The following is a 25465-nucleotide window of genomic DNA, read 5'->3' as shown; positions in this document are numbered from 1 at the left end:
GCGCAGGAGCGCGGGACAGTTCGCCAGGACCTGAGCAAGCCGCTTGTCGATGCGCTTGCGGTCTACATGCGCGAACAGCGTGCCAAGCTCTCCCGCGGCCACGACCTCGCCAGGGCCATCGATTATATCCTCAAGCGCTGGGCAGCCTTAAACAGGGCCTTCGCGTTCAGTTTTCGCGTCTTCGCCAGATCGAGGAACAGGATGTCGATCGGCCCGCTAGGCGCGGGGGCTTTCATGAAGTCCCCAGCGTGAAACATGACGCTCCCTTGGTACGGCGCCATGCGCGGCAGAATCAGATCAAGCACGGTGTCGCCTGGCTGCGCGACCTGCCCGACCTGGAAAKGCTCGAGGATGYCGGCCTTCTGACGAAGGACAGGCTTTTGGCTGAGGAGATTCCGGTTGGCCCTGGCGATGAAGGGGAGGGCGACGCGGAAGAAGCGAACCCGACGGCGTGATCTGAGTACTGCCAATATGCGTAAATCTTAGCCGTTCGACCTGGCCTCACGCTCAAGGCTGGACTTCCAAAACGCAGAGCTCATACCTGCAGAACATCTGGACCGGTGATTGGGATACTGAGAACGATCCTCCCGCAAATCCCCTCGGCAATTACACTTTCAAGCGACATCTGCACCAATGAAGCGCCGAAAAAGTCTTTCATCGTTGAATTCAAACAGGCGCGCCGTGTCCGCTCCAAGTCGCAACCCTCGATTTGGGCCGCCGTCGACTTCAAATCCGTCGGGAATGAATTAGACCTTCGAGCGCTGACGATCGGTCTACAGCATTCGTCCAAGCAGGGTGCTTCATCGGCTTCGCCTGAAACTCCAAAGGCTCAGCGAATTCTGCCCGCACTCGGACCAACTCGCGCCCTCGCTCAAATGGAAGTACCGTCGATCGGCAGACCGCCTCCTGAGCAAAAGAATGACATTGAAGCGATCGACGAGGTGCCGGTGGAACTGAATGTGCTCTCCACTGAACCGGGGGCGATAAAAGGCGAAGCTGCGAAGACGCGGTCGCGCCGCAAAAATGGCGAGACTTTGCCCGCGGGGCAACGTTGGAAACGGCGACTGCCGCGTATCTTGCGACAGTCTGCCTCCTGAACAGATCACGTGCAGCGGCACACCGGTGGGTCAGGATATCATACCCAAGCGGCGCTCGATCAGTCTTAGCGTGGCGCAGACAGCGTTAGGGCGGCAGGTGTCACCGCACAGACCTCGCGGTTGCACAGATTGTGGATCTGGCGCATTGGCGCGCCCCACTTGATCCTGAGTGCCCTTGTTTCGGCCGTGCTTGCGACGGCGCAGCCATCGTGGTTCGAAAGGACGATCTACGGTCGGCGTCGAAGTCCCGGATCAAACACGCGCTCGCAGGTGGTAGAAGCCGTCGAGCGGCATACCTCCATGAGCAACGCTTGCAGTACCAGGCGACGCGACAGATCATCGGCGTAGGCTCTCGCGGTTACCTGATCGCGCGTCTGCTTCCGAATTGAGATCGAAGGGGCAAGAGTGGCCCATATCCGAAATGCGGAACGTCCGGTATGTGGATGCGCAATTTCGTAGCGTAGCCTACAACGTCCTTGCCCGGCGGCGCCAGTTAGTCCGGATTGGCAAGTTAGCGACAGGCTTCATAGCCGACGACATTACCGCTCGTCTGACGCTAGCAGCCGAACTCGCTTCTGGATGTGCCCGCAGGCGACGACGCCGAAAGACGGCGGACTGATCTCTAAAGGAGAGACGGTGCAGCAACGGCGTCTCCTTGCCTCGCGATAATCTGAAAATCGAAACTTGCCGCCGAGAGTTGCCAGAGGACTTGGCTGCACGCGGCCAGGCGGGGCGACCGCCGACCGTTCCGCCAAACTACCGCAACATCTTTGGTAGCCAGAGCGTCAGATTCGGGAAGAAGGTGATGATGGCGAGCGCTCCGAACAGGGGAATGTAGAAGGGCAGCAAGGCCTTGAAGATTGCCGGCATCGGCGCCTTGGCGATGTCGGCCAGTAGGAAGAGCGCCAGCCCCATGGGCGGCGTCAGCAGGCCGATCATCAGATTGAAAATGAAGATGATGCCGAGATGGACCGGGTCGACTCCGGCCATCACCAGCGGCGCGGTGACGAGCGGCGCGACCAACAGCGTCGCTGTGGTCGAATCCAGGAACATGCCGACGACTAGCAGCAGCGCATTGACGATCAGCAGCAACACCAGCGGATCGGTCGAGAGCGACAGGATCGTGCGCGTGAAGGTCTGCGGCAGTTGCTCGATCGTCAGAATCCAGCCGAACAGCGCCGCCGCCGAGACGATGATCAGTACGGCCGACGTCGTCTTAACGGTGTCGAACAGCGCGAAGCGCAGTCGCGCCCAGCTCATGCCGCCATAGAACACGAAGGTGATCAGCAGGATGTAGGCGACGGTCACAGACGCGGCTTCAGTCGGCGTGAAGATGCCGAGCAGCATTCCCCCGACCAGCAGGATCGGCGTGAACAGCGCCGGTGCCGCAGGAAGGAAGGTCGACCAGATCTCTCGCAGGCTCGGCCAGGTCTTCGAGCGCGGATGGCCATGGCGATGCRCCAGCCAGGCGACGGTGAGCATCAGCAGCGCGACATAAAGCAGTGCCGGCATGATGCCCGCGACCAGCAGCTGCACGATCGAGACGCTGGTGACCGAGCCGTAGATGATGATCGGGATCGAGGGCGGAAAGATCGGCCCGACGACGGCCGAGGCGCCGGTGATCGCGGCGGCATAGGCGCGGGTGAAACCGGCATTGACCATGGCGCGGATCTCGATGCGTCCGAGCCCGCCGATATCGGCAAGCGCCGCCCCCGATGTGCCCGAAAAGATCAGCGAGCCGATGACGTTGACCTGCGCCAGTCCACCGGGAACGCGCCCCGCAACGGTATGGGCGAAGCGGTAGATGTCGCTTGTGATGCCGCTCTGGTTCATCAGGCTGCCGACAAAGATGAACACCGGAACGGCGACGAGCGGGAACGAGTCGAGCGCATAGGTCATGCGCTGCGCAATCAGCTCGATCGGGAAGCCGGCCAGTAAGACATAAAGCAGTGCCGGGACGGCGATGGCGACGACGACCGGGAAACCGAGTATGAAGAAGGTGACGAAAGCGAGGATGACGACCAAGGACATGGGGCTCTTTCCGCTCGCTCAGATCTTCATTTCGGGCGGCAGATCGAGCTCTTCCTCAGGCTCCATCTCCTGCGGGAAGCTGATGTAGAGCGGCTTGTCCTGCAGCACCTTGACGAACTGGATCACGCATTCGGCCGTGGTCATGGTGAAGCTGGCGAAGGCCGCACCGAGGAAGAGCCAGTAGGGCATGCCGAGCGTCGGCGTGGCATTGTCGAGATTGCTGGTGATCGCGATCAGGCTGGCGATGGCGGCAGTCGCGAAGGTCGCGATGGCGACGAGCGCGATCACGATCTTGACGCTGCGGACGAAGCGGGCCGGGCAGAGCGAGAGGATTTCCTCCATGCGGATATTGGCTCCGCCCGCTGCCACATAGGGCAGGGCGATGAAGACCGTGCAGATCAGCATGAAGCGCGCGAGCTCTTCGGCCCCGATCAGCGGCGAGCCGATGATTTCGCGGGCTACGACCTGGAGGAAGGGCAGGACGACCATCGCGACCAGCATGACGAGGCTGCCCCAACGAAAGACCCAGCGCAGCGGCTCCATGGCCCGGTCGATCGCATAGGTCCGGCTGTCGACGGCGATAGACGCAACAGGGGCGTCGGGAATGAGGATCTCGGCATGCATGGAGCGTTCTCGCGGGCGGCGTACTAGGCGAAATCTCCCAAACACAGGCCGCGCCGGGAGCGGAGCGGGCGGCGCGAGGCCGCCCGGTCGTCACGAGGGTGAAGCCTTCACTTCACGGCGGCGATGCGCTCGATATAGGGGCCCCAGCTCGGGAAGTCGGCGCGGACTTGTGCGCCGACGGCCTTGCGGAAATCCTCGACCTTGAGGCCGTCGGCCTCGGTGACGAACTTCATGCCCTTCTTCTTCAGCTCGTCGATCAGCTTGGACTCGGCCTCGTTGCCAAGTTTCAGGGTCTCCTCGCCGATTTCGGCCGCTGTAGCTGAGACGATGGCGCGGTCCTTCTCCGGGATCGACTGCCAGGTGCGCTCGTTGATGAAGACCGGCAGCACGTTCTGCATGTGGCTGGTCAGCATGACATGCGTCTGCACCTCATAGAGCTTGTTGGCGTTGATCATGGTCAGCGGGTTCTCCTGCCCGATCACCATGCCGGTCATCAGCGCCGTCGGCAGTTCGCCGACCTCGACCGGCGTCGGAATGGCGCCCATGCCCTTGATCATCGTAGTCCAAAGCTGCAGCGGCACGCCGCGAAAGCGCTTGTCCTTGAGATCGGCCGGGGAATAGACCGCCATCTTCGCCGTCATCTGGCGTGCGCCGCGATAGAGCCGGCCGATGATGCGGATATTGGCCGAGGCGACGAGCTTGTCGGAGAGCTCCTTCATCACCTCGGACTTCGTCGGGTCGGTCGYAGTCATCGCATGCGTGCCATCGCGATAGGCGAAGGGCGCGGCGAAGACGGCGATGTCGGGACTCAGCCGGGCGAGCGAAGCGAATTCGTGATGCGCCAGCGGGATGGCGCCGCTGCGCACGCCGTCGACGGTCTCCTGCGCGCCGCCTAGCTGCGAATTCGGGAAGACCTGGACCTTGACCCGGCCTTCCGTGCGCTGGTTGACGCGCTTGGCGAATTCCTCGGCATACCAGTACTGGATGTCGCCTTCCGAGCCGACATGGGCGTAGCGGATCGTGACCTGCGCCTGGGCTGGCAGGCTGAGACCGACGGACAGGCCGAGGCCGAGGGCCAGCATCTTCAAGGCATCGCGCGTCTTCATGGTATCCTCCCGTTTTGTTTTTCTGGTTGTCGAACGGCCCGGTGTCAGAGCCGGTAGAGCCTCGCTGCGTTGTCGTGGAACAGGCGCTCCCGGTCTTCTTCGGACCGGTCGGCCGTGGCAGTGAGGAAGCCTGAGAAGATCGTGTTGAAATCGCCGACCAGGCTGTCGACGGGGAAATTGCTGGCGAACATCGCCCGCTCGACGCCGAAGATCGCGATCGCGTCGCGGATGATCGGTGCGTTGCCTGCCTGGGCCCAGGGGATGCCGGGCAGGCCGATGCCGGAGATCTTGAGGGCGATGTTGGGCTGCGCGGCCGCCGTTTCGAGCGCCCGCCGCCATGACGACAGCGCCTCGGGGCTGCGGTCGGCAGGCAAGGCGGTGTGGTTGAGGATGATCTGCGTCGCGGGCACATCGCGCGCCAGCTCGGTGGCCGCGTCGAGATGCCACCACGGCGTCTGTAGGTCGTAGGACAGCCCGTTGGCGGCAAGGTGGGCATAGCCCTCGCGCCAGGCGGGATCGTCCATCGAACCGGGCTGGCCGCGCCTGGCCTCGCTGGCGCTGGCGGCGGCGGCGGGCTTATGCCTGATGCCGCGCACGATCGGGATCGCCGCATGGGCGGCCAGAAGTTCGGCCGCGCCGGGGTCCGCGAGATCGCACCACGCGACCACGGCCGAGGGCAACCGGTGCTCGGCGGCAACGCCCGCGATCCAGCGGCTTTCGCTGATGGCGTTCGAGCGCTCCCATTCCGCCTCGATGTAGACGGAAGCCGTCACCGGCCAGCAGGTCGTGTCGCGACGGTAGTCGGCCGGCATGTAGCTCTTGCGGATGGCGGAGTAGTCGCCATAGCGGAACGGGATCGGCGGCTCGTCGCTAAGCCAGGGATGGTGGTTGCGCTCGAGATCCCAGACATGGTGATGCGCGTCGATCACCGCCCTGGGCTTTTGCGGCGTGCTTGCCATCAGATGCGTCCGCGCGAGGCCGCGGCGTGCTCGTAGAGCTTCACGACCGCAGCCGAGTCGCTCATTTCGTGGCCGAGCGCGACATAGTCGCCATAGCGATGCACCGCCTCCTCGATCACCTTGAGGTCGAGCCCCAGCCCCTGCGAGAAGGCCGAGACCGCCTTGAGATCCTTGAGCAACTGCCGGGCATAGCTCGCCGGCGGCTCGAAGGCACGTTGCTGCATTTGCGGATAGAGCCGCTGCAACAAGCTGGAATCGGCATGCCCGCCGGCGAGGCATTGCGGCAGGCGGGCGGCATCGATGCCGGCGGCCTCGGCCAGCATCAGAGCCTCCGCCATCACGACATAGCCGGTGCCGACGATGGCCTGGTTGATCACCTTGGTGGTCTGGCCGGCGCCGACCGGACCCATCAACGTGAGATTTCCGGCCATGTCGGCCAGCAACGGCTGCGCGACCGAGAAATCCGCATCCGAGCCGCCGGCCATGACCGTCATTCCACCCGTGCGGGCGAGCTGCGGCCCGCCCGAGACCGGTGCGTCGACCCAACCGGCTCCGGTCAGCTCCTTGAGCTTCGCCGCCGCTTGCCGCGTTCCCTCAGGATCGGCGGTGGAGAGGTCGATGATGAGCTTCGTCGAAGACCCGCCAGCCGCGACGCCGTCTTCGGCGAAGACGCAGCGCTCGACGGCGGCCATGTGCAGCACGCAGAGCATGACGACATCGCATTTGGCAGCCACCTCCGCTGGGGAACCAGCGGGCTTGGCGCCGTGCGGGACGACGGTATCGAGCCGCTCAGGCTCGAGGTTCCAGACCGTCACCTGGTAGCCCTTGTCGAGCAGGCGGCGCGTCATGGCCTCGCCCATGATGCCGATGCCGATGAAGCCTATGCGGGGTTTGGTCATGGATGCTGCTCCCTTCGGCGTCAGACGCGCGTGCCGCCATCGGCCATGATCACCGAGCCGGTCATGAACGAGGCTTCGTCGGAGGCGAGCCACAGGATCGGCCAGGCGACCTCGCGCGGATCGGCCCAGCGGCGCTGGATGTTGTGGTCGACTGTCTCGGTCCGCAGGTCCTGCTCCGACTTGCCCTCGGGCGCGAAGCGACGGACATGGAACGGCGTCAGCGTCAGCCCTGGGCAGACCGCGTTCACGCGCACCCCGCGATCAGCCTCCTCGAAGGCCAGCGTCTTCGTCATCGAGATGATGCCGGCCTTGGCGACGTCGTACTGGCCCATTCCGGCGCGCGGATTGAAGGCGTGCGTCGAGGAGATGTTGACGATGGCGCCCTTGCCGGATGCCCGCAGCGCCGGCAGCGCCTCGCGGGCGAGAAAAGCGTAGCTGAGCAGGTTGACCGAGAGAATCCTGTCCCAGGTTTCCGCCTTCGCCGCGTCGAGCGGCTCATAGGAACGGATGCCGGCATTGTTGACCAGAGCATCAAGTTTGCCGAAGGCCGCCAGCGTCTCGGCAATGATCGTCGCGGCCGAGGCCTCCTGTCCGACATCGCGTGCGATCTCAATCAGGCGCGCGCCCGGCACTCGCTCCCGAATTGTCGAGGCGACCTGGGCAAGCGCTCCGGCGTCGATGTCCACCAATGAGATGGCGGCGCCTTCAGTGGCGAAAAGTTCGCCGGTTGCCGCGCCGATGCCGCCGGCACCGCCCGTGATGATCGCAACCTTGTCGTTCAGTCGAGCCATATCATCGTTCCGTTAAAATGCACGATCGTCAGCCGATCAGCGTCGCAGTGGATTCGAGCGCGGCCTCGCCACGGATGACCCGCCAGAGCCAGGCCAGGCTGTAGAGCGCCATCACGGCGGAGCAGAGCGGGATGGCGGCGTACCACCACCTCTTGTCGAGCCGCAGGAACGGCGTCGTCTCGCCTGACATCTCCATAAAGTCGAAGCCGTACAGGGCGAGCGTCACGGCAAAGGCCAGCATGGCGAGGTTGATCGCGATCTCGACCAGCTTGCGGGCGGCCGGCGRCAGCAGATCCTCGAACAGCACCACCCGGTAGAGCGAGCCTTCGCGCCAGAGCGCCAGCGAGGTCAACATGACCAGCCAGATGAACAGCCATTCGACGAGCTCGTCATAGCCGGCGATCGTGAAAAGCGGGACGAGGCGCAGGATGATGGCCAGGCCGAGCAGGTTGAAGAGAACGAGGAAACAGGTCAGCGCGCCGTATTTGCAGGCGAGGAAGACGCTCCGGTCGAGCAGCTTGAGGGTGGCCATCATCGCGCCACTCCGTAGCCGAGCAGGTGGGGTAGCCATAGCGAGATCGCCGGCACATAGGTGATCAGCATCAGCACGCCGATGAGAGCGAGCACATAGGGCCAGATTTCGCGGGTGATCTCGGCGATCGAGATCTTGGCGATGCCGGCGACGACATAGAGGCACAGACCGACCGGTGGCGTAACCAGCCCGATCATGATGTTGAGCACCAGGATCACCCCGAAATGGACCGGGTCGACGCCGATCTTCAGGATGATCGGCAGCAGCACCGGGTAGGCGATGATCATGATGGCGATGCCCTCGATGAACATGCCAAGCAGCAGCAGCACCGCATTGATGATCAGCAAGATGACCCAGGGCTCCGACGACATCGTCAGGAAGGCGTTGAGGATGGCGTTGGGAATCTGCTGCTGGATCAGGACCCAGCCGAATGGCGCCGCCAGCGCGATGATGAACATGACCTGCGCGGTCTGGCGCGCCGTGTCCCAGAGCACATCGACTGTCGCTGCCCAGCCGAGTTCGCGGTAGACGAAGCGGCCGAGGATGAAGGCGTAGGCCGCTGCGACAACGGCCGCTTCCGTCGGCGTCGCGATGCCGGTCAGGATGACGAGCAGGATCGTCGGCGGCAGCATCAGCGCCGGGCCGGCCCTGGAGACGATCGACAACGCCTCGCGCAGCGGCGGCAGAGCGTCGCCGCGCGGCAGGTTCATGCGCTTGGCGACCAGCATGATCACGCCCATCAGCGCTGCCGCCATCAACAGGCCGGGCACGATGCCGGCGAGGAACAGCGCCCCGACCGAGACATTGGCGAGGCTGCCATAGATGACGAACGGAATGCTCGGCGGGATGATCGGCCCGATCGTGGAGGATACAGCGGTGATGGTTGCCGCGAAGCGGCCGGTATAGCCGGCCTTGGTCATGGCGCGATGCTCGATCACGCCCATGCCGGCGGCGTCCGCCACGGCCGAACCCGACATGCCCGCGAAGATCACCGAGCCGATCACGTTGACATGGGCGAGCCCGCCCCGGATGCGGCCGACACAGAGCTGGGCGACCTCGAAGATGCGCTCGGTCGTGCCGCCGACATTCATCAGATTGCCGGCGAGCACGAAGAACGGGATCGCCAGTAGCGGGAATGAGGTCGTGCCGGCGTAGGTGCGCTGGATGAAGACGACGAGCATGTCGGGCCCGACGGTCAGTACCATCAGGCCGATCGCCACCAAGCCGAGCGCGACGGCGATCGGGATGCCGATTAGGATGACGACACAGATCGAGACGAGGACAGCGGTGATCAGCATGATCTTGTCCGCAGCGCGTCAGGCGCGCGCCGCGGCAACGAGCTTCGTCCAGGACGTCYAGGTGTCTTCGCCCAGCGCCTTGCGCAGCTGGTCATAGGCCGGGCCCATCTTGTCGCGGAACGGGCCGACATCGGGACGGGTGATCTCGACGCCAGCCTTCTGCATGGCGGCAAGATTGGCCTCCTCGTTGTCGCGCACGCCCTTGCGCGCGGCGACACCCGCGGCGGTACCTTCCTCCTGTACGATCTTGCGCTGCGCCTCGTTGAGCTTGCTCGTCCAGGTGCGCGGATTGGCGCACAACATGATCGAGGCGTAGATGTGCTTGGTCAGAGCCAGATGCTTCTGCGCCTCGAAGAACTTGGCGGCGAATGTCGTGCCGACAGGGTTGTCCTGGCCATCGACGACCTTGTTGGCGAGCGCCAGATAGACTTCCTGGAACGCGATCGTCTGCGTGCTGGCGCCGAGGGCCTCGAAGGCGGCCTTGATCGCCAGCTCGGGCGGCACGCGGATCTTCAATCCCTGCACATCGGCGGGCTGGTTGATAGGCCGGCGGCTGTTCGTGGTCGCGCGGAAGCCCCATTCGAAATTGGCGATCCAGGTGAAGCCGGCCGTCTTGAGCTGCTCGGCGATCCAGTCGCGGCCGGTGACGTCGAGCGTCTGGTGGGCGTGCTCATAGCTGTCGAACTGGTAGGGGATGTTGATCACCCCGATAGTCTTCGACAGCGCCTCGATATTGGCGGGGTTGAGCAGCATCATGTCGATGGCGCCGAGCCGCGTCTGTTGTGCCGCCTCGACGGGAGAGCCAAGCGCGTTGTTGGGGAAGATCGTGATCTTCACCTCGCCATTGCTGCGCTCGCTGATGCGCTTGACCATGGCCTCGGCCTCGAGATGGACCGGATGGCTGAGATCGGCCGGATGGGTCAGGCGCAATTCAACCGCCGCTCGGGCAGTGCGGATCGCCGGCAATGTCGCGGCGAATAGGGCCGCGCCGCCGATCGCGGCGCGGCGCGTCAATCCCGACGTCGAAAGGGTCTTCTCGCGTGACATGATGGCGTCTCCGGTCCCTTGCCGAGCTTGCGCTGCGACCTATCTGGCGGAGCGCAGATGCTGCGCTCCGACGATCCTCTGCGGGATCGGCAGAAAGCTTGCATGCAAGAAATCGAGCGTCAATCGCTTTGGAGGACGGTGTCGCAATTTTCCGACTGCCGCTCATGTCTTCGCCGGCGCGACGTCAGGCGAGGCAATACGTATGACAAAACGGCCGCCACTGAGCTAACGAGCGCGGCTCGAAACACTCGCTTTACAGCACGCGGCAGGCGCGCGCTCGATCTTGCATGCCAGCAGCGGCAGTGGCCTGCCCGCCGCGGGCTGCGTCAGCCGAGGCCGGCTTTGGTCAACTCCCGGTCCAGGCGGGCAGCGCCTTGGTCTTCGCCAGAAATGCGCTCACGCCTCGCCTGAAATCGTCGCTGCCATAGACCTGCGCGATCAGGTCATCGACCTCGGGCAGGTTCTCGAACGCCATGCGTCGCAGGATCTCCTTAGTCGCCCGCGTCGTCAGTGGGGCGTTCTCGGCCGCGCGGCGGCACAGGGCTTCGAGTTCGGCATCGATCGCCTCGGGCTCGACGATTCGCAGCAGGAAGCCGGTGGACATAAGGTCCTGCGCGCCGAAGATTTCGCCGAGCAGGACCATGCGCTTCGCCGCCGGAACGCCGATCGCACCGCCGATCCGCGCAAGGCTGAGCGGCGAAAGGCAATTGCCGAGCGTGCGGCCGATCGGGGAGCCGAAACGGGCATCGGGCGTTGCGATCCGGAAGTCGCAGGCCGCTGCGATATTGAGCCCGCCGCCGACGGCCCAGCCATCGATCACGGCGATGGTGGTGAGGGGGATGGCGTCGAGCGCGCGCATGCATTCGTCGCCGCTCTCTTCATAGGCGATGCCGTCGGCTCCGCTGGTGAATTTGGCGAAGCCCGATATGTCGGTGCCGGAGACGAAGGCCTTGCCGCCCACGCCCCGGAACACGGCGACGCGCACGGAGGAATCCGCCGCGATCTCGCCTGCGATCTCACGGAGCTGGAGCCACATCGCGCTGGTCAGGGCGTTATAGGCTCCGGGATTGTCGAAGCGGACATGGGCGATGTCGCCCGCCTTCTCGTAGGTGACGCGGGGCCCGCTCATCACGCCGTCCCCGTCTTCAATGCGCCGGGCAGAAGTCCTTTCCCGACCAGTTCCGCGCGCAGTTCCGCGCCATGCTCATCGAGCAAGGGCGGCGGCAGACGGATTTCCTGCGGCGTGCCGCTGAGCTTCACCGGGAAGCCTAGCGCGCGGAACTCACCCTCGACCGGATGGGGCACCATCTTGACCATCTCGCGCGCCACGGCCTGCTCGCTGACGACGGCCTCGGCGTAGTCGAGGATCAGGTCGGCGGGAACGCCGGCTTCGAGCAGTCCGTCGATCCATTCGCGGCGGGTGCGCGTCAGGAAGGTTGGCGCCATCGCGTCGATCAAGGCGAGCCGGTTCTGCAGGCGCGCGGCATTGGTCGAGAAGCGCGCATCCTCCTGCAGGTCCTCGCGGCCCAGCACCCCGAGCAGCTTGAGCCAGAGCCGCTGATTGGCGGCGCCGATGACAAACCAGCCATCGGATGCCGCCACGGCCTGATAGGGCGCCGACATGCGGTTGGCCGAACCGATCGGCTCCGGTGTCYGCCCGGTGCCCCAGAGTTCGGTGGTCTCCCAGACGGACAGCGCGAGCGCCGCCTCGAACAGCGAGGCGTCGAGATATTGGCCCTTGCCGGTGGTCTGGCGGCCGATGACGGCGCTGAGGATGGCATAAGTGCTGAACAGCCCGGCGCCGAGATCAGCCACGGGAATCGAGTTCTTGGCGGGCTCCATCCCCGGCAATCCGTTCGAGCTCAGCACGCCAGAGACCGCCTGGGCGATCAGGTCGAAGCCCGGCCGCTGCGACCATGGACCCGTCTGACCGAAGCCGGAAATGCTGGCATAGATCAGCCGCGGATTGATCTCGCTCAGCGTGGCGTAGTCCATACCGAGCCGGCCGGCGACGCCGGGACGGGCATTCTCGACGAGGACGTCGGCGGTCCGGACCAGCGCGCAGAGCACCTCGCGGTCAGCGTCGGATTTGAGGTCGAGCGCGATGCTCCGCTTGTTGCGGTTGAGCGCGAGGAAGCCGGGACTGTCCTCTCCCTTCATCCGGAAACCCATCGACTGGCGCGTCGAATCGCCGGTCCCCGGCGGCTCGATCTTGATGACGTCGGCGCCCATATCCGCCAGCAGCATGCAGCAGAACGGCCCGGCCATGACCTGCGATATGTCGAGAACCCTGATGCCCGTCAGCGGTGGCGCCATGGACGATATCCTCCCTTGTCCGCCTCGTCGCGTGGTCGCGACGGAGGCGGTCTCGTTCCGGTCGATTGCGGCCCTTGCGGGATGGCTCAGACGGCCGCCTTCTTGATCGCGTCGAGCGTCTCGCTGCCGAACTTGCCGACGAAGTCCTTCTCGACCTCGGCGGTAACGATCTTCGCGAAGGATTCGCGATCGGGGCTCTCCACCGTCTGCATGCCGGCCTTTTTCAGTTCGGCGAGGCTCGAGCCCTCGGTGTCCTCGTTCATTTGCCGCTGTGTGCCAGCGATCTCGACCGCCGTCTTGACGAAGATCTCGCGCATATCGGCCGGCAAGGCGTCGAACTTCCCCTTGTTCATCACCAGCGGGCCAGTGGTGAAGGCGTGCCGGGTCAGCGAGAGATGCTTCTGCACCTCGTTGAACTTGGCATTGAGGATCAGGGTCACCGGGTTTTCCTGCCCGTCGACGGTGCCGGTCTCCAGCGCGGTGAAGAGCTCGGTGAAGGCCATCGGCGTCGGCACCGCGCCGAGCAGCTGGAAGGCCTTGATATGCGCCGGGTTCGGTGTGGTGCGGATCTTCAGGCCCTTGATGTCGGCAGCGGTGGCGACGGGGCGGCGGTTGTTGGTGAGGTTACGCCAGCCGATCTCCCAGGTTGCCAGCGCCTTGAGATTGGAGCCCTCCAGTTCCTGACGCAGCCCATCGCCGATGGGACCGTCCATCACGGCGGCGGCATGCTTGCGGCTCTGGATCAGGAAGGGCAGGTCGAGCACGTTGAGCTTCGGCGCGAGCCCGGTGAAGAAGGGATTGCCGGTCAGGCAGATGTCGAGCGAGCCGCCGCGCACCGCGCTGATGGTCTGGGCATCGGAGCCGAGCGAGCCATTGGGGAAGACCTGGACCTCGTAGCGCCCCTGGCTCTTGGTCTTGATCTGCTCGGCCAGCAGCAGCGCCGCCTTGTGCCAGCTATCGGCCTCCGGATGCGGATGCGCGAAGCGCAATTTCGTCGCCTGCGCCAGGGCGGGGCGGCCGATCATGAACAGGCCGATGCCGGAGCCTGCGCCGGCAAGGGCGTCGCGACGGGTCGGGAATGGATTGCTGCGGGTCATGGCGTCCTCCGGAGTCTTTCTGTTTTTTGGCAGGCTTCAGCGTCCCGACAGCCAGCGCGCCGGAACCGTCACGATCTCGGGCACGAGGATGAGGAGGAAAAGCAGGGCGACCTGCGCGAGCAGGAACGGCATCACGCCGCGAATGACGCGGTCCATCGGGATGCGCCCGACGGCGCAGACCACATTCAGCACCGTGCCGACCGGCGGCGTCAGCAGGCCGATCGCGTTGTTGATGATGAACATCACGCCGAAATAGACGGGGTCGATGCCGGCCTGCTTGACGATCGGCATTAGCACCGGCGTCAGGATCAGCACGGTCGGGATGAAGTCGAGCGCGGTGCCGACGACGACGACGAGCGCCATCATCGCAAGCATCAGTAGCGTCTTGTTGTCGAGCAGCGGCCCGAGCAGCGCGGCGACCTGGCCGGGAATGTCGGCGATGGTGATCAGCCAGGCCGAGACCATCGCCGCCGCGACCAGGAACATCACCGAGGCCGAGGTTTTGATCGCGTTGAGCAGCGCCGGCCGCAGATGCTCGAGCTTGAACTCGCCATAGATGAAGGCGCCGACGAAGGCTGCGTAGACGGCGGCCACCACGGCGGCTTCCGTCGGGGTGAAAACGCCGGCCTTCATGCCACCGATGATCAGCCCCGGCAGGGCAAGCGCCCAGATGCCATCGAACGCGACCTTTGCGATCTCACGCAGGCTCGCCCGCCCGGGGCGCGCGACGGGCTCGTCGCGGGCGACGATCCACCAGGTGATGACGAGCGCGAGGCCCATGAGCAGGCCGGGCACGATGCCTGCGAGGAAGAGCCGCGTGATCGACACGCCGGCCGCGACGCCGAAGACCACGAAGCCGATCGAGGGCGGGATGACAGGCGCGATGATGCCGCCGGCCGCGATCAGCCCGGCCGCGCGCGGCATATTGTAGTTCCCTTGGCGCATCATCGGCAGCAGGATCGCCGCCAGCGCGGCGGTGTCGGCGACCGCCGAGCCGGAAATGCTCGCCATCACCAGCGCAGCCAACACCGCGACATAGCCGAGCCCGCCGCGGACATGGCCGACCAACGCCACCGCGAGCTCGATGATCCTGCGGGAGAGCCCGCCGGCATTCATCAGTTCGCCCGCCAGCATGAAGAAGGGCACCGCCATCAGCGGGAAGCTGTCGGCACCCGCGACCAAGTTCTGCGCCAGGATCTGCGGATCGAAGCTGTCGAGATGGAGCATCAGGGCGACCCCGCAGACCAGCAGGGCCGTCGCGATCGGCATGCCGAGCCCCATGGCCCCGAGCAGCGAACCCAGGAAGACGAAGACGGTCATGCCCGACCATCCCGATGCTGTTGCGCCTCGAAGGCCGCGAGCTCTTCCGATTCCGCGCCGATAACGAGCGCGTCGTTGTCGATCTGYCCGCGCAGCAGCGCGATGATCGTGAGCAGGTTGAGAGCGCCGATGCCGAGCCCGCAGACCAGGCCGGCGAGATAGGTCATCGCCAGTGGGACGCCGGTGACCGGCGCATGATTGCTCATGTTGATGGCGGTCTGCGTCCAGCAGCCGACGACCAGCAGCGCCATGCAAAGCAGCGAGAGCCCTTCCGCCGCCAGACGGCACCACCAGCGGCCGGCGGGCCCGAGCGCCAGAACGATCGTGGTCATGCCGAGATGGCCGCCTTCGCGCGCCACCAGAAAGGCGCCGCCGAAGGTCAGCCAGACGAAGATCAGCCGCGACAGCTCTTCCGAAGCCGTGATGCCGGAATTGAAGATGTAGCGCAGCACGACATTGCCGAAGACCATCGCGATCATCGCGACAAAGCCGATGATGAGCAGATTCTCGACGCCGCGCAGGAGCGCGGCCCGGCTGCGGGCGTTCATGGCGCGACCCATCGGTCATCCCGATGCGTGCGAAGACGCTGCCGGCCATGGGCCAGCAGGGCGCGGTTTTTCACCATCGCCGCCTCCTTGTTCCCTAAGCGCCGGGGCGCTTGATCGCCCGGTCATCGTTATCTGTATGCAGCATACTGAGTGCGGTTGAGGTGTCAAACCACAATCAGACCGGCAGACCCTCGATGGCGTAGAAGCGGGCAGGCGCGCCGTCGGCATTCGGAATCATGAGGGGGGCGGCGGAGAACAGATTCCGGGGCGCCGTGAGGCGGCTGGTGTTGAAAACGTATTCGATCAGCGTCACGCCGTTTGAGAGCAGAATGTGATGCGTGACATGCTCGGATTTGGGCACCTCCTTGCCGTCGAGCAGCAGGCGGATCGGGTAATCCTGCGGGAAATCGACGGCGACGGCGCTGGGCTTGCGCGCCGCCAGCCATTCCGCGGAGGCACGGCTGAGCCAGGGCGCCTCGGTCCAGAAGGTCCGGTCGTTGTAATCGCGGCGGTCGGACCAATGGGTGGCGAGCAGCAGGATTTCGCCCTCCTTGCCGCCGGGATCGGCCGCCGCCAGATGTTCGGGCTCGATCGGCTCATTGGCCGGGCGCGCGCTGAGGTTCAGCACGCGGCAGGGGCCGACCACGTCCGATAGCGGCGTTGTCTCGATGGTCGGGCCGCCGGCGACGAAATGCGCCATGGCATCGACATGCGAAAAGCCGTGGCAGGTCGCCGAGAGGCGCGAGACACGAAACTGGTCGCCTTTGGCGATATCGCCCTTGATACTCAGTTCCACAGGCCAACGAAAATGCGGCCCGATGGGCATCGAAAGGTCGATGATCTGCATGGCTGAGGTCCAGTTTGACTGCCGGGCACTGCCCTTGAAGGCGGCGAAAGTTGCATGCAAGAAGTCGAAGCAGTCAAGCCACTCTCCGGAATGCTCGCCCTGCCATGACCACATCCCCGGCGTCGACGCCGCTCGCGGCCCTGATCGCACAGACACAGGCCCAAACGCGGCGCAAAGGCGCGCTGCTCGCCAATGTCGTCGGCCAATTGCGCAACCTGATCGTCACCGGCGTGCTCGCTCCCGGCCCATCATGCTCGTGTGAAGGGTGCTCAGGTCGTGGGTGATCATCATCACCGTCAGTTTCAGGCTGGCGGCGAGCGTCAGCAGCAACCGATCGAATGCATAGGAGGGCGGATCGAGGCCGGAGGTTGGCTCGGCCAGGAACAGGATTTCGGAGTCCAGGGCCAAGGCGCGTTGGTCATACCAGGGAGGCATAGTATGACCGCTATAGACGTGCCGGAATTCCACAAATTCGAGCGGTGAAATTATGTGCGAACGCATAAGCCACTCGCTCGCCGGCGCTTATTGGCACGCCAGGTGGTAAAGTGTGCTGGCCCGTCGATACTTAAATCATAGCTCCTAAGCCCGACCTTGGAGCCAGCGCGAGCCAACTCCAAAGGAGCAAAGTGGCGCATCACCAGACTTGGCGTCCTGCAAGGCAACTTCGCTTCGTACATTTTCAGCAAGTGACCCTGACATTAAAAATATCTATTTCGACGAGGACGCTACGTTGGAGCGCGGCCAGCGTCGGCGCCTCGCCGACACCCCGACGCCAGCGCGTGTCGAGACCAATCAGAGAAAAAGAGACAAGATAGCGCAGCCTTGGCCCGCACCGGCCAGCGCGCGGCAGATCGCGGAGTTGATCCGGACGCTCAAGCTGAGCAGGTACGTCGTGGCGAGCCGGCTCGCAGCAGCCGGCGGAGCTTTGCGGTTGAGCCCCTCAATGACGCTCCTTCAGGAGAACGACCGCTCATCCTTGGCTTTTCTTGACGCCTGTGAACGCTTGGATCCAGCGGTGTCGCCAATGGCTGGAAGCTTCCGTTGAATGCACAGGCTGGGAGATTGGCTTGGCGCCTCCTACGAGATGTTTTTGCAGGAGGACCCTACTTCGCTCCGTTCTCCAATGTGGTCGAGTTCACCGGGCAGGATTGCGGTTACCCAGTTCTGTCTGCGGGTTCTTGCCGCACACTATTCCGCGCCCGAAACGGTAACTTTGCGACCGCCACGGTCGGCGATGAAACAGCCACGTCGGCGGTGATGATCGGAGACCACGTCCACCGCGGTCGCCTGGGACCCGGCCATTTTCTGCGGCTCGCTCGGGCAATGCTCATGCTGCGCTGCAGACAGGCACGGCTGCAGCGCAGCATTGATTCTTGCATGCAATCTCTGGACTGATCATTCGAAGACCGCTTAACTGCGCTGCGTATGCGGTGTCCGCCATTCCTGAGGGAGGAGCCTGAACTCCGACCGCGCGAACAACGGCTGGACCGACCGCAAGGAAGACAGAGACGATGAAGACCATCAATGATGCCTGGAACCACGCCGACGACGCCATCACGTTGATTGATGCGCACCACCATCTTTGGAACCTGGCCGATGGCCGGCATCCCTGGCTCGGAGCCGAGCCGGAACCGCATTTCTTCCTGGGCAATTACGACGGCATCAAGCGCAACTATTTGCCAGACGACTATCGCCGCGACACGGCGCGGCACAACGTGCTGATGACGGTTCATTGCGAAGCCGAATGGGACCGCGACGATCAGGCAGGCGAGACGCGCTGGATCAGCGCCCTCAGCCAGCGCTACGGCTTTCCCAATGCCATCGTCGCCCATGCGTGGTTTCATACACCCAACGCCGAGGAGGTTTTGGCGCGGCAGGCTGCCTTTCCGCTGGTACGCGGCATCCGCTCCAAGCCCGTCACTTCGCGCTCCCCCGAGACCATGTCGCCCCGAGCCCCCGGCACAATGCAGGACGAGGCTTGGCTGCGAGGCTTCGCCCGGCTTCAGGAACACGATCTGAGCTGGGATCTCCGCGTGCCAGCCTGGCATCTCGCCGAGGCGGCCGAAGTGGCGCGCCTCTTTCCCAGCACCCGGATCATCCTGAATCACACCGGGTTTCCCTGGGACCGCTCGGAGGACGGCCTCGCATTCTGGCGCGCCCAGATGGAGACGATCGCTCGGCAACCAAATGTCCACCTGAAGGTGTCGGAGTTCGGCCTCAAGGACCAGCCCTGGGACTACGACTCCAACCGGCGGATCGTGCGGGATGCAGTATCGATCTTCGGCATCGAGCGCTGCATCTTCGCCAGCAATTTCCCCGTTGCCGGCCTCCGGGTCGATTTCGACACGCTGGTGCGCTCCGTGTCGCAGATGCTGGCGGATCACACTGACCTCGAGCGGGAAGGCTTCTTCTGGCGGAATGCCGCCGCCTTTTATCGGCTTCCGGAGCCCGGCACGCGGATATCGCAAACGAACCGGGCTGGCTCCACAGCGGCAACGGGGGCGGCATGCAACAAAATTCTTGCATGCAAGATTTAACTATGCCCTGATCCGCTCATGCCGGCCGGCCGGCGCAACGGGTGGCGCAGACCGCTCGATCAGAATCATCCTGGGGAAACGCGTTCGGGCGAGATGAATTACCACCGCTATTTTGGATCGGGGACGAGGCCGGTCGAGACATGCATCGTCGGTACCGGCGATTTCGGCCGCAGCTTTCTCGGGCAGGCTCGCCGGGTGCCTCTGCTCGGCGCGCGCATCGCCGTCGACATCACCCCGGAGCGGGCGGGCGAGGCCTGGCGCGCGGCGGGGTCCGACCCTCGCGAGATCGCGCTGTGCAGCACAGCGGCCGAGGCCAGGGCGGCCTGGGATGCCGGCAAGACGATTGCGGCGGGCGATCTCGCCTGCGTCGTCGAACTGCCGATCGACGTGGTGCTCGAGGCGACCGGCCATCCTGAAGCCGGGGCGCGGCATTCTTCGCTTGCGGTCGAGGCCGGGCGGCATCTGGCGCTCGTCTCCAAGGAGGTCGACATCGTCGTCGGCGCCGGTCTCTCGGCCATGGCACGGTCCCAGGGCAAGGTCGTGACGCCGATCGATGGCGACCAGCCGAGCCTGCTGATGGGCCAGGTGACCTGGGCCGAAACGCTTGGCTTCACCGTCGTCGCCGCGGGCAAGTCAAGCGAGTACGACTTCGTCTATGACGAGGCTGCCGGCACCCTGCTAAGCAACGGCCGCGAGGCGCACGTGTCTGGCCTGTCGGATTGCTGGTCGCTCGACTCCAGGCCGGTGGCGGAGGTCATCGCGGAGCGCTCGCGGATCGCCTCGATGCTGCCCCAGCGCACCGTGCCCGATCTCTGCGAATTGCTGATCGCGGCCAATGCGGTCGATCTCGTGCCGGACCGCCCGGAGCTGCATGCGCCGATCCTGCGGATCTCCGAGGTGCCGAGCGCCTTTGCTGTCCTCGCCGATGGCGGCGTGCTCGCCGGCGAGCGGCGGATCGACGTGTTCAATTGCCTGAGACGGCCCGACGAGATCAGCTTTGCCGGCGGCGTCTTCGTCGTGGTGCGCTGCGAGGATGCCGCCTCCTGGGCGATCCTGCGAGAGAAGGGGCATCTCCTCTCGCGCAACGGCGCGACGGCGTTGCTCTATCTGCCGCGGCATGTGCTCGGGCTGGAGGCCGCAACCAGCATTCTCGAGGCCGGAATCCTCGGGATTTCCAGCGGCGCGGAATCACCCAAGCCACGCTTCGATCTTGCCGCCCGCGCCGACGCCGACCTGCCCGCCGGCACGATCCTGACCGCGAGCGGGCATCATCACAGCATCGCGAACGTGTCCGGCTACGCGGTGGCCGGCGCTGCGCTGGGCCCCGGGGTGCCCGCGCCCTATTACCTCGCGGCCAACCGGCGCCTGGCCCGGCCTGTCGCCAAGGGCGCGCTGATCACCTGCGACGATGTCGAGATCGCGGAGGACTCGATGCTGGCAACGCTGCGGCGCCGCCAGGACGCGCTGTTCTTCGGGCCGGAGGCGCGCTGATGCGGCGTCTCCCGGCACGCTGCATGGGCGCGACCGCCGCGAGGCGGCGATGACCAGCTACACGTTCCAGTTCGCGCCGGTGTTCAACTATTGGCCGCAACTGGCGACCGGCGTCCTCTACACCGTGCTCTACTGCTCTCTCGGCATCATCACCGGGGTCGTGTTCGGCACGGCCATGGCGCGGCTGGCGACCTCGCGCTACTTCGTCCTGCGCGCGCTGGTGACCGGCTATGTCGACGTCATCCGCAACACGCCGCTGCTGGTGCAGCTGTTCTTCTTCTATCTCGGCCTGCCCTCGCTCGGCATCTCGCTGGCGCCGACGACCGCGGCCGCGCTCGCACTCGTCGCCAACACCACCTCCTATACGACCGAGATCCTGCGAGCCGGCATCACGGCGGTGCCGCGCTCCAATGTCGAAGCCGGCATCGCACTCGGCTTCACGCCGCGCCAGGTCTTCCGCTATTTCGTCTTCCTGCCGGCGCTTGAGAAAGTCTATCCGGCGCTGACCAGCCAGTTCATCCTGCTGATGCTGGCGACCAGCATCCTGTCGGTGATCGGCGCGGAGGAACTGACTTCGGCGGCGAACAGCATCCAGTCGTTCACCTTCCGCAGCTTCGAAACTTATTTCATCGTGGCCGGGATCTATCTGGTGCTCGTCGTCCTGTTCCGGCTGATGTTCTGGGGCCTCGCCAAGCTGCTCTTCCCGCACCACAGCGCGAGAGCCTGAGATGTTTCAGAGCTTCAGCTGGTTCGACGTGGTGTTCCTGCTGCGTGCGGCGGGGTGGACCATCCTTTTGACGGCCGCGGCCTTCATCGGCGGCAGCCTGCTCGGCGGCGCCGTCGCGGTGATGCGCGTATCCGCCTTCGCCCCACTGCGCATTCTGGCGATCGGCTACATCCAGCTGCTGCAGGGCATCCCGCTCTTGATGCAGCTCTTCCTGACCTATTTCGGCCTGAGCCTCGTCGGCATCTCGGTGCCGGGCTTCTTTGCCGCCGGTCTGGCGCTCTCGCTGCATTCGAGCGCCTTCCTCTCCGATATCTGGCGGGGCTGCCTGGAATCGATCCCGCGCCCGCAATGGGAGGGCTCGGCCGCGATCGGCATGTCGCGCTACGAGCAGCTTCGCTACATCATCGTGCCGCAGGCAGTGCGGGTGGCGATCCCGCCCACGGTCGGCTTCCTGGTCTCGATGGTGAAGAACACATCGCTGGCCTCGATCATTGGCTTCGTCGAGCTCGCCCGCGCCGGGCAGATCGTCAACGACGCGACGTTTCAGCCGATCCGGGTCTTCGGCACCGTCGCGCTGATCTACTTCTTTCTCTGCATCCCGCTTTCGATCCTCAGCCGCCACATGGAGAGGTCGCTCGCCAGGAGACTCAATGTCCATCGTAACGTTGAACTCGGTATCTAAGAGCTACGGCGCGGTCCCGGTCCTGCGCGATGTCTCGCTGAAGATCCCGCCCGGGCAGGTGCTGGCGCTGATCGGGCGCAGCGGCTCCGGCAAGAGCACGCTGCTGCGCTGCGTCAACGCGCTGGAACGCGTGCAGGCGGGCACGATCACCGTCGACGGCATCGAGGTCACGTCGCGCTCGGCCGATCTGCGGCTGTTGCGCCAGACGGTCGGCATCGTTTTCCAGAGCTACAACCTGTTCCCGCATTACACGGCCGAGGGCAACATCACCATCGCGCTGACGGTGGTGAAGAAAGTGCCCAAGCGCGAGGCGGTCGAGATCGCGCGGGCCGCGCTCGAGCGCGTCGGACTCGCCGACAAGGCGGCGTCCTTCCCGCACCAGCTCTCCGGCGGCCAGCAGCAGCGTGTCTCGATCGCCCGCTCGCTGGCCATGTCGCCCAAGGTCATGCTGTTCGACGAGGTCACCTCGGCKCTCGATCCCGAACTCAAGGACGAGGTGCTGGGCGTGATGGAGGGGCTAGCGGCGGGCGGCATGACGATGATCCTCGTCACCCACGAAATGACCTTCGCGCGCGATGTCGCGCACCGCATCGTCTTCATGCATGGCGGCCGGATCCACGAAGAGGGATCGCCCAAGAAGCTCTTTCAAGAGCCACAGACGCCGGAACTCCGGCAATTCATCAAGAGAATCTTTTGAGATCACAGGGAGGATCGAACATGTTGAAACAATGGGGAATGGCCTGCGCTCTGGCCCTCGGCTTCGTATTGCCGTCGGTGTCGGCGGAGGCGCAAATGCTCGATGCCATCCAGCAGAAGCGCAAGCTCGTCGTCGCCGTCGATCTCGGCTTCCCGCCCTGGGGCTCGACCAACGAGAAGCGCGAGCCGGACGGAGCCGATGTCGAGACGGCGAAGCTGCTCGCCAAGGATCTCGGCGTCGAGCTCGAGATCGTCGCCGTCACGGCGCCCAACCGCATCCCAGTCCTGTTGACGAACAAGGCGGACGTGACGATGTCCAGCTTCAGCATTACCGCCGAGCGTGCCAAGTCGATCGCCTTCTCGAACCCTTACGGCGTCACCAGCGGCGTGCTGGTCGCGACCAAGAACGTGCAGTTGAAGTCGCTCGCCGACCTCTCGGGCAAGAAGATCGGCATTCCCCGCGGGACCACCCAAGACGGCCAGTTGACCGCCGAAGCCCCGAAGGACGCGCAGCTCGTGCGCTTCGACAACGATGCGACCTCAATCGCGGCGCTCCTGGCCGGCCAAGTTGATGCGATCGCGACGGGCGGCGCGCTCGGCAACAAGCTCGCCCGCGAGTATCCGGATCGCCAGTTCGAGAACAAGTTCACGATCAGCGAGACCTATTACGCCATCGGCATGCGCCGTGGAGACCCGGATTTCCGGCTCTGGCTCAACACCTGGATCATGCTGWACCTGCAGAACGGCAAGCTGGCCCAGATCTATCAGAAGTGGATCGGCTCGCCGCTACCTTCGCCGCTACCGGTATTTTGACCATCGCAGGGAGGGCGCTGGCTGGCGCTCTCCCTTGCTTGCCCCATCGACGACGGAGCGAGGTTCGTCGGTAGCGCCCATCACCGGCAGAATGGCGTGCTGGCGCGCCCGGATCGGCTTAAACAGCGCCGCTTCAACCCGGCATCATCGTTCCGGCCTTGCCGGGATCCTGCATCCAGGCATCATGTCATCGGTCGTTCCGAAAATTGTCTAGAGCCGCTTATGACACAGAATCAGGGTCCGACGCCTCTGGCAGCGCTGCTTGCCAAGATGCCGCTATCCGACGACGCCCGGCGCAAGGGCCAGTTGCACGGCAACGCCGTCAAGCATCTGCGCAACCTCATCGTCACGGGCGTGCTGGCGCCCGGCGCCCGGCTCAATGAGAGAGAGCTTTGCGAGCAGATCGGCGTGTCGCGTACGCCGATCCGCGAAGCGATCAAGACACTGGTCCAAGAAGGCCTGCTGCGCGCACTGCCCAACCAGTCGCCCGTTGTTTCCGAGCTCGACATCGACGAGATCGAGGCCCTGATAGACGTTGTCAGCACGATCGAAGGTCTGGCAGGCGAACTTGCTGCGGCCCGGATCAGCGAAGAGGCCGTGGCGGAGGTCGGGCTGCTGCACTATCAGATGATGCTGCATCACACCCGTGACGAGCTGCCCGCCTATTTCGAGGCCAACAAGGCCTTCCATCGGCGCATCATCGAGCTCTCGCAAAACTCGGTTTTGATCTGGGTATGGGAGCTTCTGGCACTGCGGGTCGATCGGGCGCGCTATACGTCCAATCTCTGGCCGGCTCGCTGGGAAAAGGCGATTGGAGAGCACCAGCTCATCCTCGATGCGCTGACCGCCAAAGACCCGCTGAGGACCGGGCAGGTGCTGCGCGAGCATGTCCGCAACGGCCTAACAATGTTAGTCACGGCGCTCCAGACAAGGAGCGGCGGCGACCTTCCCAAAGACAGCAGTCAAGGCCACGATTGACGCATTGAATCTTGCATGCAAGATTTGAGAGCGCTCGTTGCGGGTGGTTAAGGCGCCTTCCTCAGGGCCACCGTCGCCTATTACAAAGGCCTCGGTGTTACCGTCGCGCGCGCCATGACGGACAACGGCCCCTGCTACAAAGTCCATGCCTTCCGCCACGCCTGCCGCGAGCTCGGCCTGCGCCGGCGCCGATGCCCGAAGCCCCCGCCGTGACCAAAATCCTGCGCATGACGTGTTCTCCAAATCCTGCGGGCGCAGAGTATCGGAGTCAGCTGGTCGCCACGCCCCCGCCCTTTCGTCAGATGCATTCAAGACCGCCGCGCAAGGAATCGATGTCCGCGCTTGCCGAAGCCGGGAACTGTGCAGAACTCGGCCACATTTTCGCGGGCCGGATCGAGGGGCTGGGATACCATAGCGCCGGCTATCTGCGGGTCTTCGGCGAGGGCCAGTTCCACGGGGCCGGTTATCTCTTCGCGCAGACGATGCCCGGTTGGGCCGAACGATACCAGAGCCAGCACTACTCGATCGACGATCCAGTCGTGACGGCTGCGTGCCATATGAGCGGAGCCTTCACGCTCAATGAGGCTGCGGCTCCCTCGCGCCAGTGCGCTACGATCCTGGCGGATAGTCGCAAACTTGGCCTGTTCGACGGCTCTTGTGCGCCGATCCGCGCGGGGTTCGACGAGGTGGGTTTCGTGCTCCTGGGAGCTGACCATCTGCTGGAGCTAGCCGAATATGAGCGTTTCCTGTTGCACGGCATGCGCGAGGCCTACGCCCATGTCGGTCTCTCACTACGTCTCACGCGCATCGAACCGCCGTCGCTCACCCGGCGCGAAACCGAATGCCTGAGGTGGTGTGCAGGGCGGTGACAAAACCATCCAATGAAGCGCCCTCGCTTGTGGTGGCGCGGGCGGCGTAAAAGCCAACCAGTTGGATAGGCTGATCCCTTTTGGGGTTGGCGGGGATGTTCGCGGTGCAGGTCTACGCGGCGGTTCGTGATTTTGTTTTCAATCAGGGGAAGAGCCGCCG

At 64.7% G+C, this 25465-nt stretch carries 25 protein-coding genes and 2 pseudogenes; 11 read left to right on the top strand and 16 right to left on the bottom strand.

Annotated features, from left to right (window positions below; all coding sequences use genetic code 11):
* Together AC1DRP_RS18260 and AC1DRP_RS18255 are read left to right on the top strand one after the other, a co-directional pair.
* A pseudogene (locus tag AC1DRP_RS18260) lies at positions 1 to 147 on the top strand (IS66 family transposase); the annotation flags it as partial.
* 413 nt (positions 148 to 560) lie between these two features.
* A complete protein-coding gene (locus AC1DRP_RS18255; RefSeq protein ID WP_476769198.1) occupies positions 561 to 1097 on the top strand; it encodes a hypothetical protein in 537 nt (178 codons plus the stop codon).
* Between the two features lie 756 nt (positions 1098 to 1853).
* Here the strand turns inward: AC1DRP_RS18255 and AC1DRP_RS18250 are convergent.
* From AC1DRP_RS18250 to AC1DRP_RS18175, 16 genes are all read right to left on the bottom strand, one after another.
* A complete protein-coding gene (locus AC1DRP_RS18250) occupies positions 1854 to 3128 on the bottom strand; it encodes a TRAP transporter large permease (protein WP_476769197.1) in 1275 nt (424 codons plus the stop codon).
* A gap of 18 nt (positions 3129 to 3146) precedes the next feature.
* A complete protein-coding gene (locus tag AC1DRP_RS18245) occupies positions 3147 to 3752 on the bottom strand; it encodes a TRAP transporter small permease (protein ID WP_476769196.1) in 606 nt (201 codons plus the stop codon).
* A 107-nt stretch (positions 3753 to 3859) separates the two neighbouring features.
* Positions 3860 to 4858: a TRAP transporter substrate-binding protein gene (locus AC1DRP_RS18240; protein ID WP_476769195.1), complete on the bottom strand. Its 999-nt coding sequence runs from the start codon at positions 4856 to 4858 to the stop codon at positions 3860 to 3862.
* Between the two features lie 44 nt (positions 4859 to 4902).
* Positions 4903 to 5817 carry an amidohydrolase family protein gene (locus AC1DRP_RS18235; RefSeq protein ID WP_476769194.1) on the bottom strand — a complete coding sequence of 305 codons (915 nt, stop codon included), beginning with the start codon at positions 5815 to 5817 and terminating at the stop codon, positions 4903 to 4905.
* Positions 5817 to 6809, bottom strand: a complete 993-nt coding sequence (locus AC1DRP_RS18230; protein ID WP_476769193.1) for an NAD(P)-dependent oxidoreductase — start codon at positions 6807 to 6809, stop codon at positions 5817 to 5819. Before AC1DRP_RS18230 ends, AC1DRP_RS18235 begins: the two co-directional genes overlap by 1 nt.
* Entirely contained in the window at positions 6737 to 7507 is a 771-nt protein-coding gene (locus AC1DRP_RS18225) for an SDR family NAD(P)-dependent oxidoreductase (RefSeq protein WP_476769192.1), read from the bottom strand. Before AC1DRP_RS18225 ends, AC1DRP_RS18230 begins: the two co-directional genes overlap by 73 nt.
* A gap of 28 nt (positions 7508 to 7535) precedes the next feature.
* Positions 7536 to 8042 carry a TRAP transporter small permease gene (locus AC1DRP_RS18220; RefSeq protein WP_476769191.1) on the bottom strand — a complete coding sequence of 169 codons (507 nt, stop codon included), beginning with the start codon at positions 8040 to 8042 and terminating at the stop codon, positions 7536 to 7538.
* On the bottom strand, positions 8039 to 9337 hold the full coding sequence (locus AC1DRP_RS18215) for a TRAP transporter large permease (protein ID WP_476769190.1): 1299 nt from the start codon (positions 9335 to 9337) through the stop codon (positions 8039 to 8041). The genes AC1DRP_RS18220 and AC1DRP_RS18215 overlap by 4 nt, the downstream gene beginning before the upstream one ends.
* A gap of 18 nt (positions 9338 to 9355) precedes the next feature.
* Positions 9356 to 10384 (bottom strand): TRAP transporter substrate-binding protein, encoded by a 1029-nt coding sequence (locus AC1DRP_RS18210; RefSeq protein WP_476769189.1) that lies wholly within the window; start codon positions 10382 to 10384, stop codon positions 9356 to 9358.
* Between the two features lie 346 nt (positions 10385 to 10730).
* Positions 10731 to 11513 (bottom strand): enoyl-CoA hydratase, encoded by a 783-nt coding sequence (locus AC1DRP_RS18205; RefSeq protein WP_476769188.1) that lies wholly within the window; start codon positions 11511 to 11513, stop codon positions 10731 to 10733.
* Positions 11513 to 12700 carry a CaiB/BaiF CoA transferase family protein gene (locus tag AC1DRP_RS18200; RefSeq protein ID WP_476769187.1) on the bottom strand — a complete coding sequence of 396 codons (1188 nt, stop codon included), beginning with the start codon at positions 12698 to 12700 and terminating at the stop codon, positions 11513 to 11515. The genes AC1DRP_RS18205 and AC1DRP_RS18200 overlap by 1 nt, the downstream gene beginning before the upstream one ends.
* Before the next feature lie 86 nt (positions 12701 to 12786).
* A complete protein-coding gene (locus AC1DRP_RS18195; RefSeq protein ID WP_476769186.1) occupies positions 12787 to 13797 on the bottom strand; it encodes a TRAP transporter substrate-binding protein in 1011 nt (336 codons plus the stop codon).
* 36 nt (positions 13798 to 13833) lie between these two features.
* Positions 13834 to 15117 carry a TRAP transporter large permease subunit gene (locus AC1DRP_RS18190; RefSeq protein WP_476769185.1) on the bottom strand — a complete coding sequence of 428 codons (1284 nt, stop codon included), beginning with the start codon at positions 15115 to 15117 and terminating at the stop codon, positions 13834 to 13836.
* Complete coding sequence (locus AC1DRP_RS18185) at positions 15114 to 15665, bottom strand: TRAP transporter small permease (protein WP_476769184.1); 552 nt, start codon at positions 15663 to 15665, stop codon at positions 15114 to 15116. Before AC1DRP_RS18185 ends, AC1DRP_RS18190 begins: the two co-directional genes overlap by 4 nt.
* Before the next feature lie 175 nt (positions 15666 to 15840).
* Positions 15841 to 16512, bottom strand: coding sequence for a cyclase family protein (locus AC1DRP_RS18180; protein ID WP_476769183.1), 672 nt, complete (start codon positions 16510 to 16512; stop codon positions 15841 to 15843).
* 222 nt (positions 16513 to 16734) lie between these two features.
* Positions 16735 to 16920, bottom strand: a complete 186-nt coding sequence (locus AC1DRP_RS18175) for a hypothetical protein (RefSeq protein WP_476769182.1) — start codon at positions 16918 to 16920, stop codon at positions 16735 to 16737.
* A 1103-nt stretch (positions 16921 to 18023) separates the two neighbouring features.
* Between AC1DRP_RS18175 and AC1DRP_RS18170 the strand changes: the two genes are divergently transcribed.
* From AC1DRP_RS18170 to AC1DRP_RS18130, 9 genes and pseudogenes are all read left to right on the top strand, one after another.
* Positions 18024 to 19049, top strand: coding sequence for an amidohydrolase family protein (locus AC1DRP_RS18170; RefSeq protein ID WP_476769181.1), 1026 nt, complete (start codon positions 18024 to 18026; stop codon positions 19047 to 19049).
* 93 nt (positions 19050 to 19142) lie between these two features.
* Entirely contained in the window at positions 19143 to 20540 is a 1398-nt protein-coding gene (locus AC1DRP_RS18165) for an NAD(P)H-dependent oxidoreductase (protein ID WP_476769180.1), read from the top strand.
* A gap of 49 nt (positions 20541 to 20589) precedes the next feature.
* A complete protein-coding gene (locus AC1DRP_RS18160; RefSeq protein ID WP_476769179.1) occupies positions 20590 to 21267 on the top strand; it encodes an amino acid ABC transporter permease in 678 nt (225 codons plus the stop codon).
* Position 21268: 1 nt separating this feature from the next.
* Positions 21269 to 21949 (top strand): amino acid ABC transporter permease, encoded by a 681-nt coding sequence (locus AC1DRP_RS18155; protein WP_476769178.1) that lies wholly within the window; start codon positions 21269 to 21271, stop codon positions 21947 to 21949.
* Positions 21918 to 22646, top strand: a complete 729-nt coding sequence (locus AC1DRP_RS18150) for an amino acid ABC transporter ATP-binding protein (protein ID WP_476769177.1) — start codon at positions 21918 to 21920, stop codon at positions 22644 to 22646. Before AC1DRP_RS18155 ends, AC1DRP_RS18150 begins: the two co-directional genes overlap by 32 nt.
* Positions 22647 to 22666: 20 nt before the next feature.
* Entirely contained in the window at positions 22667 to 23458 is a 792-nt protein-coding gene (locus tag AC1DRP_RS18145) for a transporter substrate-binding domain-containing protein (protein ID WP_476769176.1), read from the top strand.
* Positions 23459 to 23554: 96 nt separating this feature from the next.
* Complete coding sequence (locus AC1DRP_RS18140) at positions 23555 to 24436, top strand: GntR family transcriptional regulator (RefSeq protein ID WP_476769175.1); 882 nt, start codon at positions 23555 to 23557, stop codon at positions 24434 to 24436.
* Positions 24437 to 24490: 54 nt separating this feature from the next.
* A pseudogene (locus AC1DRP_RS18135) lies at positions 24491 to 24628 on the top strand (IS481 family transposase); the annotation flags it as partial.
* A gap of 140 nt (positions 24629 to 24768) precedes the next feature.
* The gene (locus AC1DRP_RS18130; protein WP_476769174.1) at positions 24769 to 25305 is read left to right on the top strand and encodes an autoinducer binding domain-containing protein; all 537 of its coding nucleotides are present in this window, start codon (positions 24769 to 24771) and stop codon (positions 25303 to 25305) included.
* Positions 25306 to 25465 lie beyond the last annotated feature (160 nt).

The organism is Allobosea sp. 01N443 (assembly GCF_056399325.1).
Note: the sequence above shows the minus strand (reverse complement) of the source record. Positions and strands in the feature narration are given on the sequence as shown.

Bases quoted from the DNA above. Each gene is read 5' to 3' on its own strand.
- AC1DRP_RS18245 (WP_476769196.1), bottom strand. From the start codon at position 3,752: ATGCATGCCGAGATCCTCATTCCCGACGCCCCTGTTGCGTCTATCGCC.
- AC1DRP_RS18235 (WP_476769194.1), bottom strand. From the start codon at position 5,817: ATGGCAAGCACGCCGCAAAAGCCCAGGGCGGTGATCGACGCGCATCAC.
- AC1DRP_RS18225 (WP_476769192.1), bottom strand. From the start codon at position 7,507: ATGGCTCGACTGAACGACAAGGTTGCGATCATCACGGGCGGTGCCGGC.
- AC1DRP_RS18215 (WP_476769190.1), bottom strand. From the start codon at position 9,337: ATGCTGATCACCGCTGTCCTCGTCTCGATCTGTGTCGTCATCCTAATC.
- AC1DRP_RS18205 (WP_476769188.1), bottom strand. From the start codon at position 11,513: ATGAGCGGGCCCCGCGTCACCTACGAGAAGGCGGGCGACATCGCCCAT.
- AC1DRP_RS18195 (WP_476769186.1), bottom strand. From the start codon at position 13,797: ATGACCCGCAGCAATCCATTCCCGACCCGTCGCGACGCCCTTGCCGGC.
- AC1DRP_RS18190 (WP_476769185.1), bottom strand. From the start codon at position 15,117: ATGACCGTCTTCGTCTTCCTGGGTTCGCTGCTCGGGGCCATGGGGCTC.
- AC1DRP_RS18180 (WP_476769183.1), bottom strand. From the start codon at position 16,512: ATGCAGATCATCGACCTTTCGATGCCCATCGGGCCGCATTTTCGTTGG.
- AC1DRP_RS18170 (WP_476769181.1), top strand. From the start codon at position 18,024: ATGAAGACCATCAATGATGCCTGGAACCACGCCGACGACGCCATCACG.
- AC1DRP_RS18165 (WP_476769180.1), top strand. From the start codon at position 19,143: ATGAATTACCACCGCTATTTTGGATCGGGGACGAGGCCGGTCGAGACA.
- AC1DRP_RS18160 (WP_476769179.1), top strand. From the start codon at position 20,590: ATGACCAGCTACACGTTCCAGTTCGCGCCGGTGTTCAACTATTGGCCG.
- AC1DRP_RS18155 (WP_476769178.1), top strand. From the start codon at position 21,269: ATGTTTCAGAGCTTCAGCTGGTTCGACGTGGTGTTCCTGCTGCGTGCG.
- AC1DRP_RS18130 (WP_476769174.1), top strand. From the start codon at position 24,769: ATGTCCGCGCTTGCCGAAGCCGGGAACTGTGCAGAACTCGGCCACATT.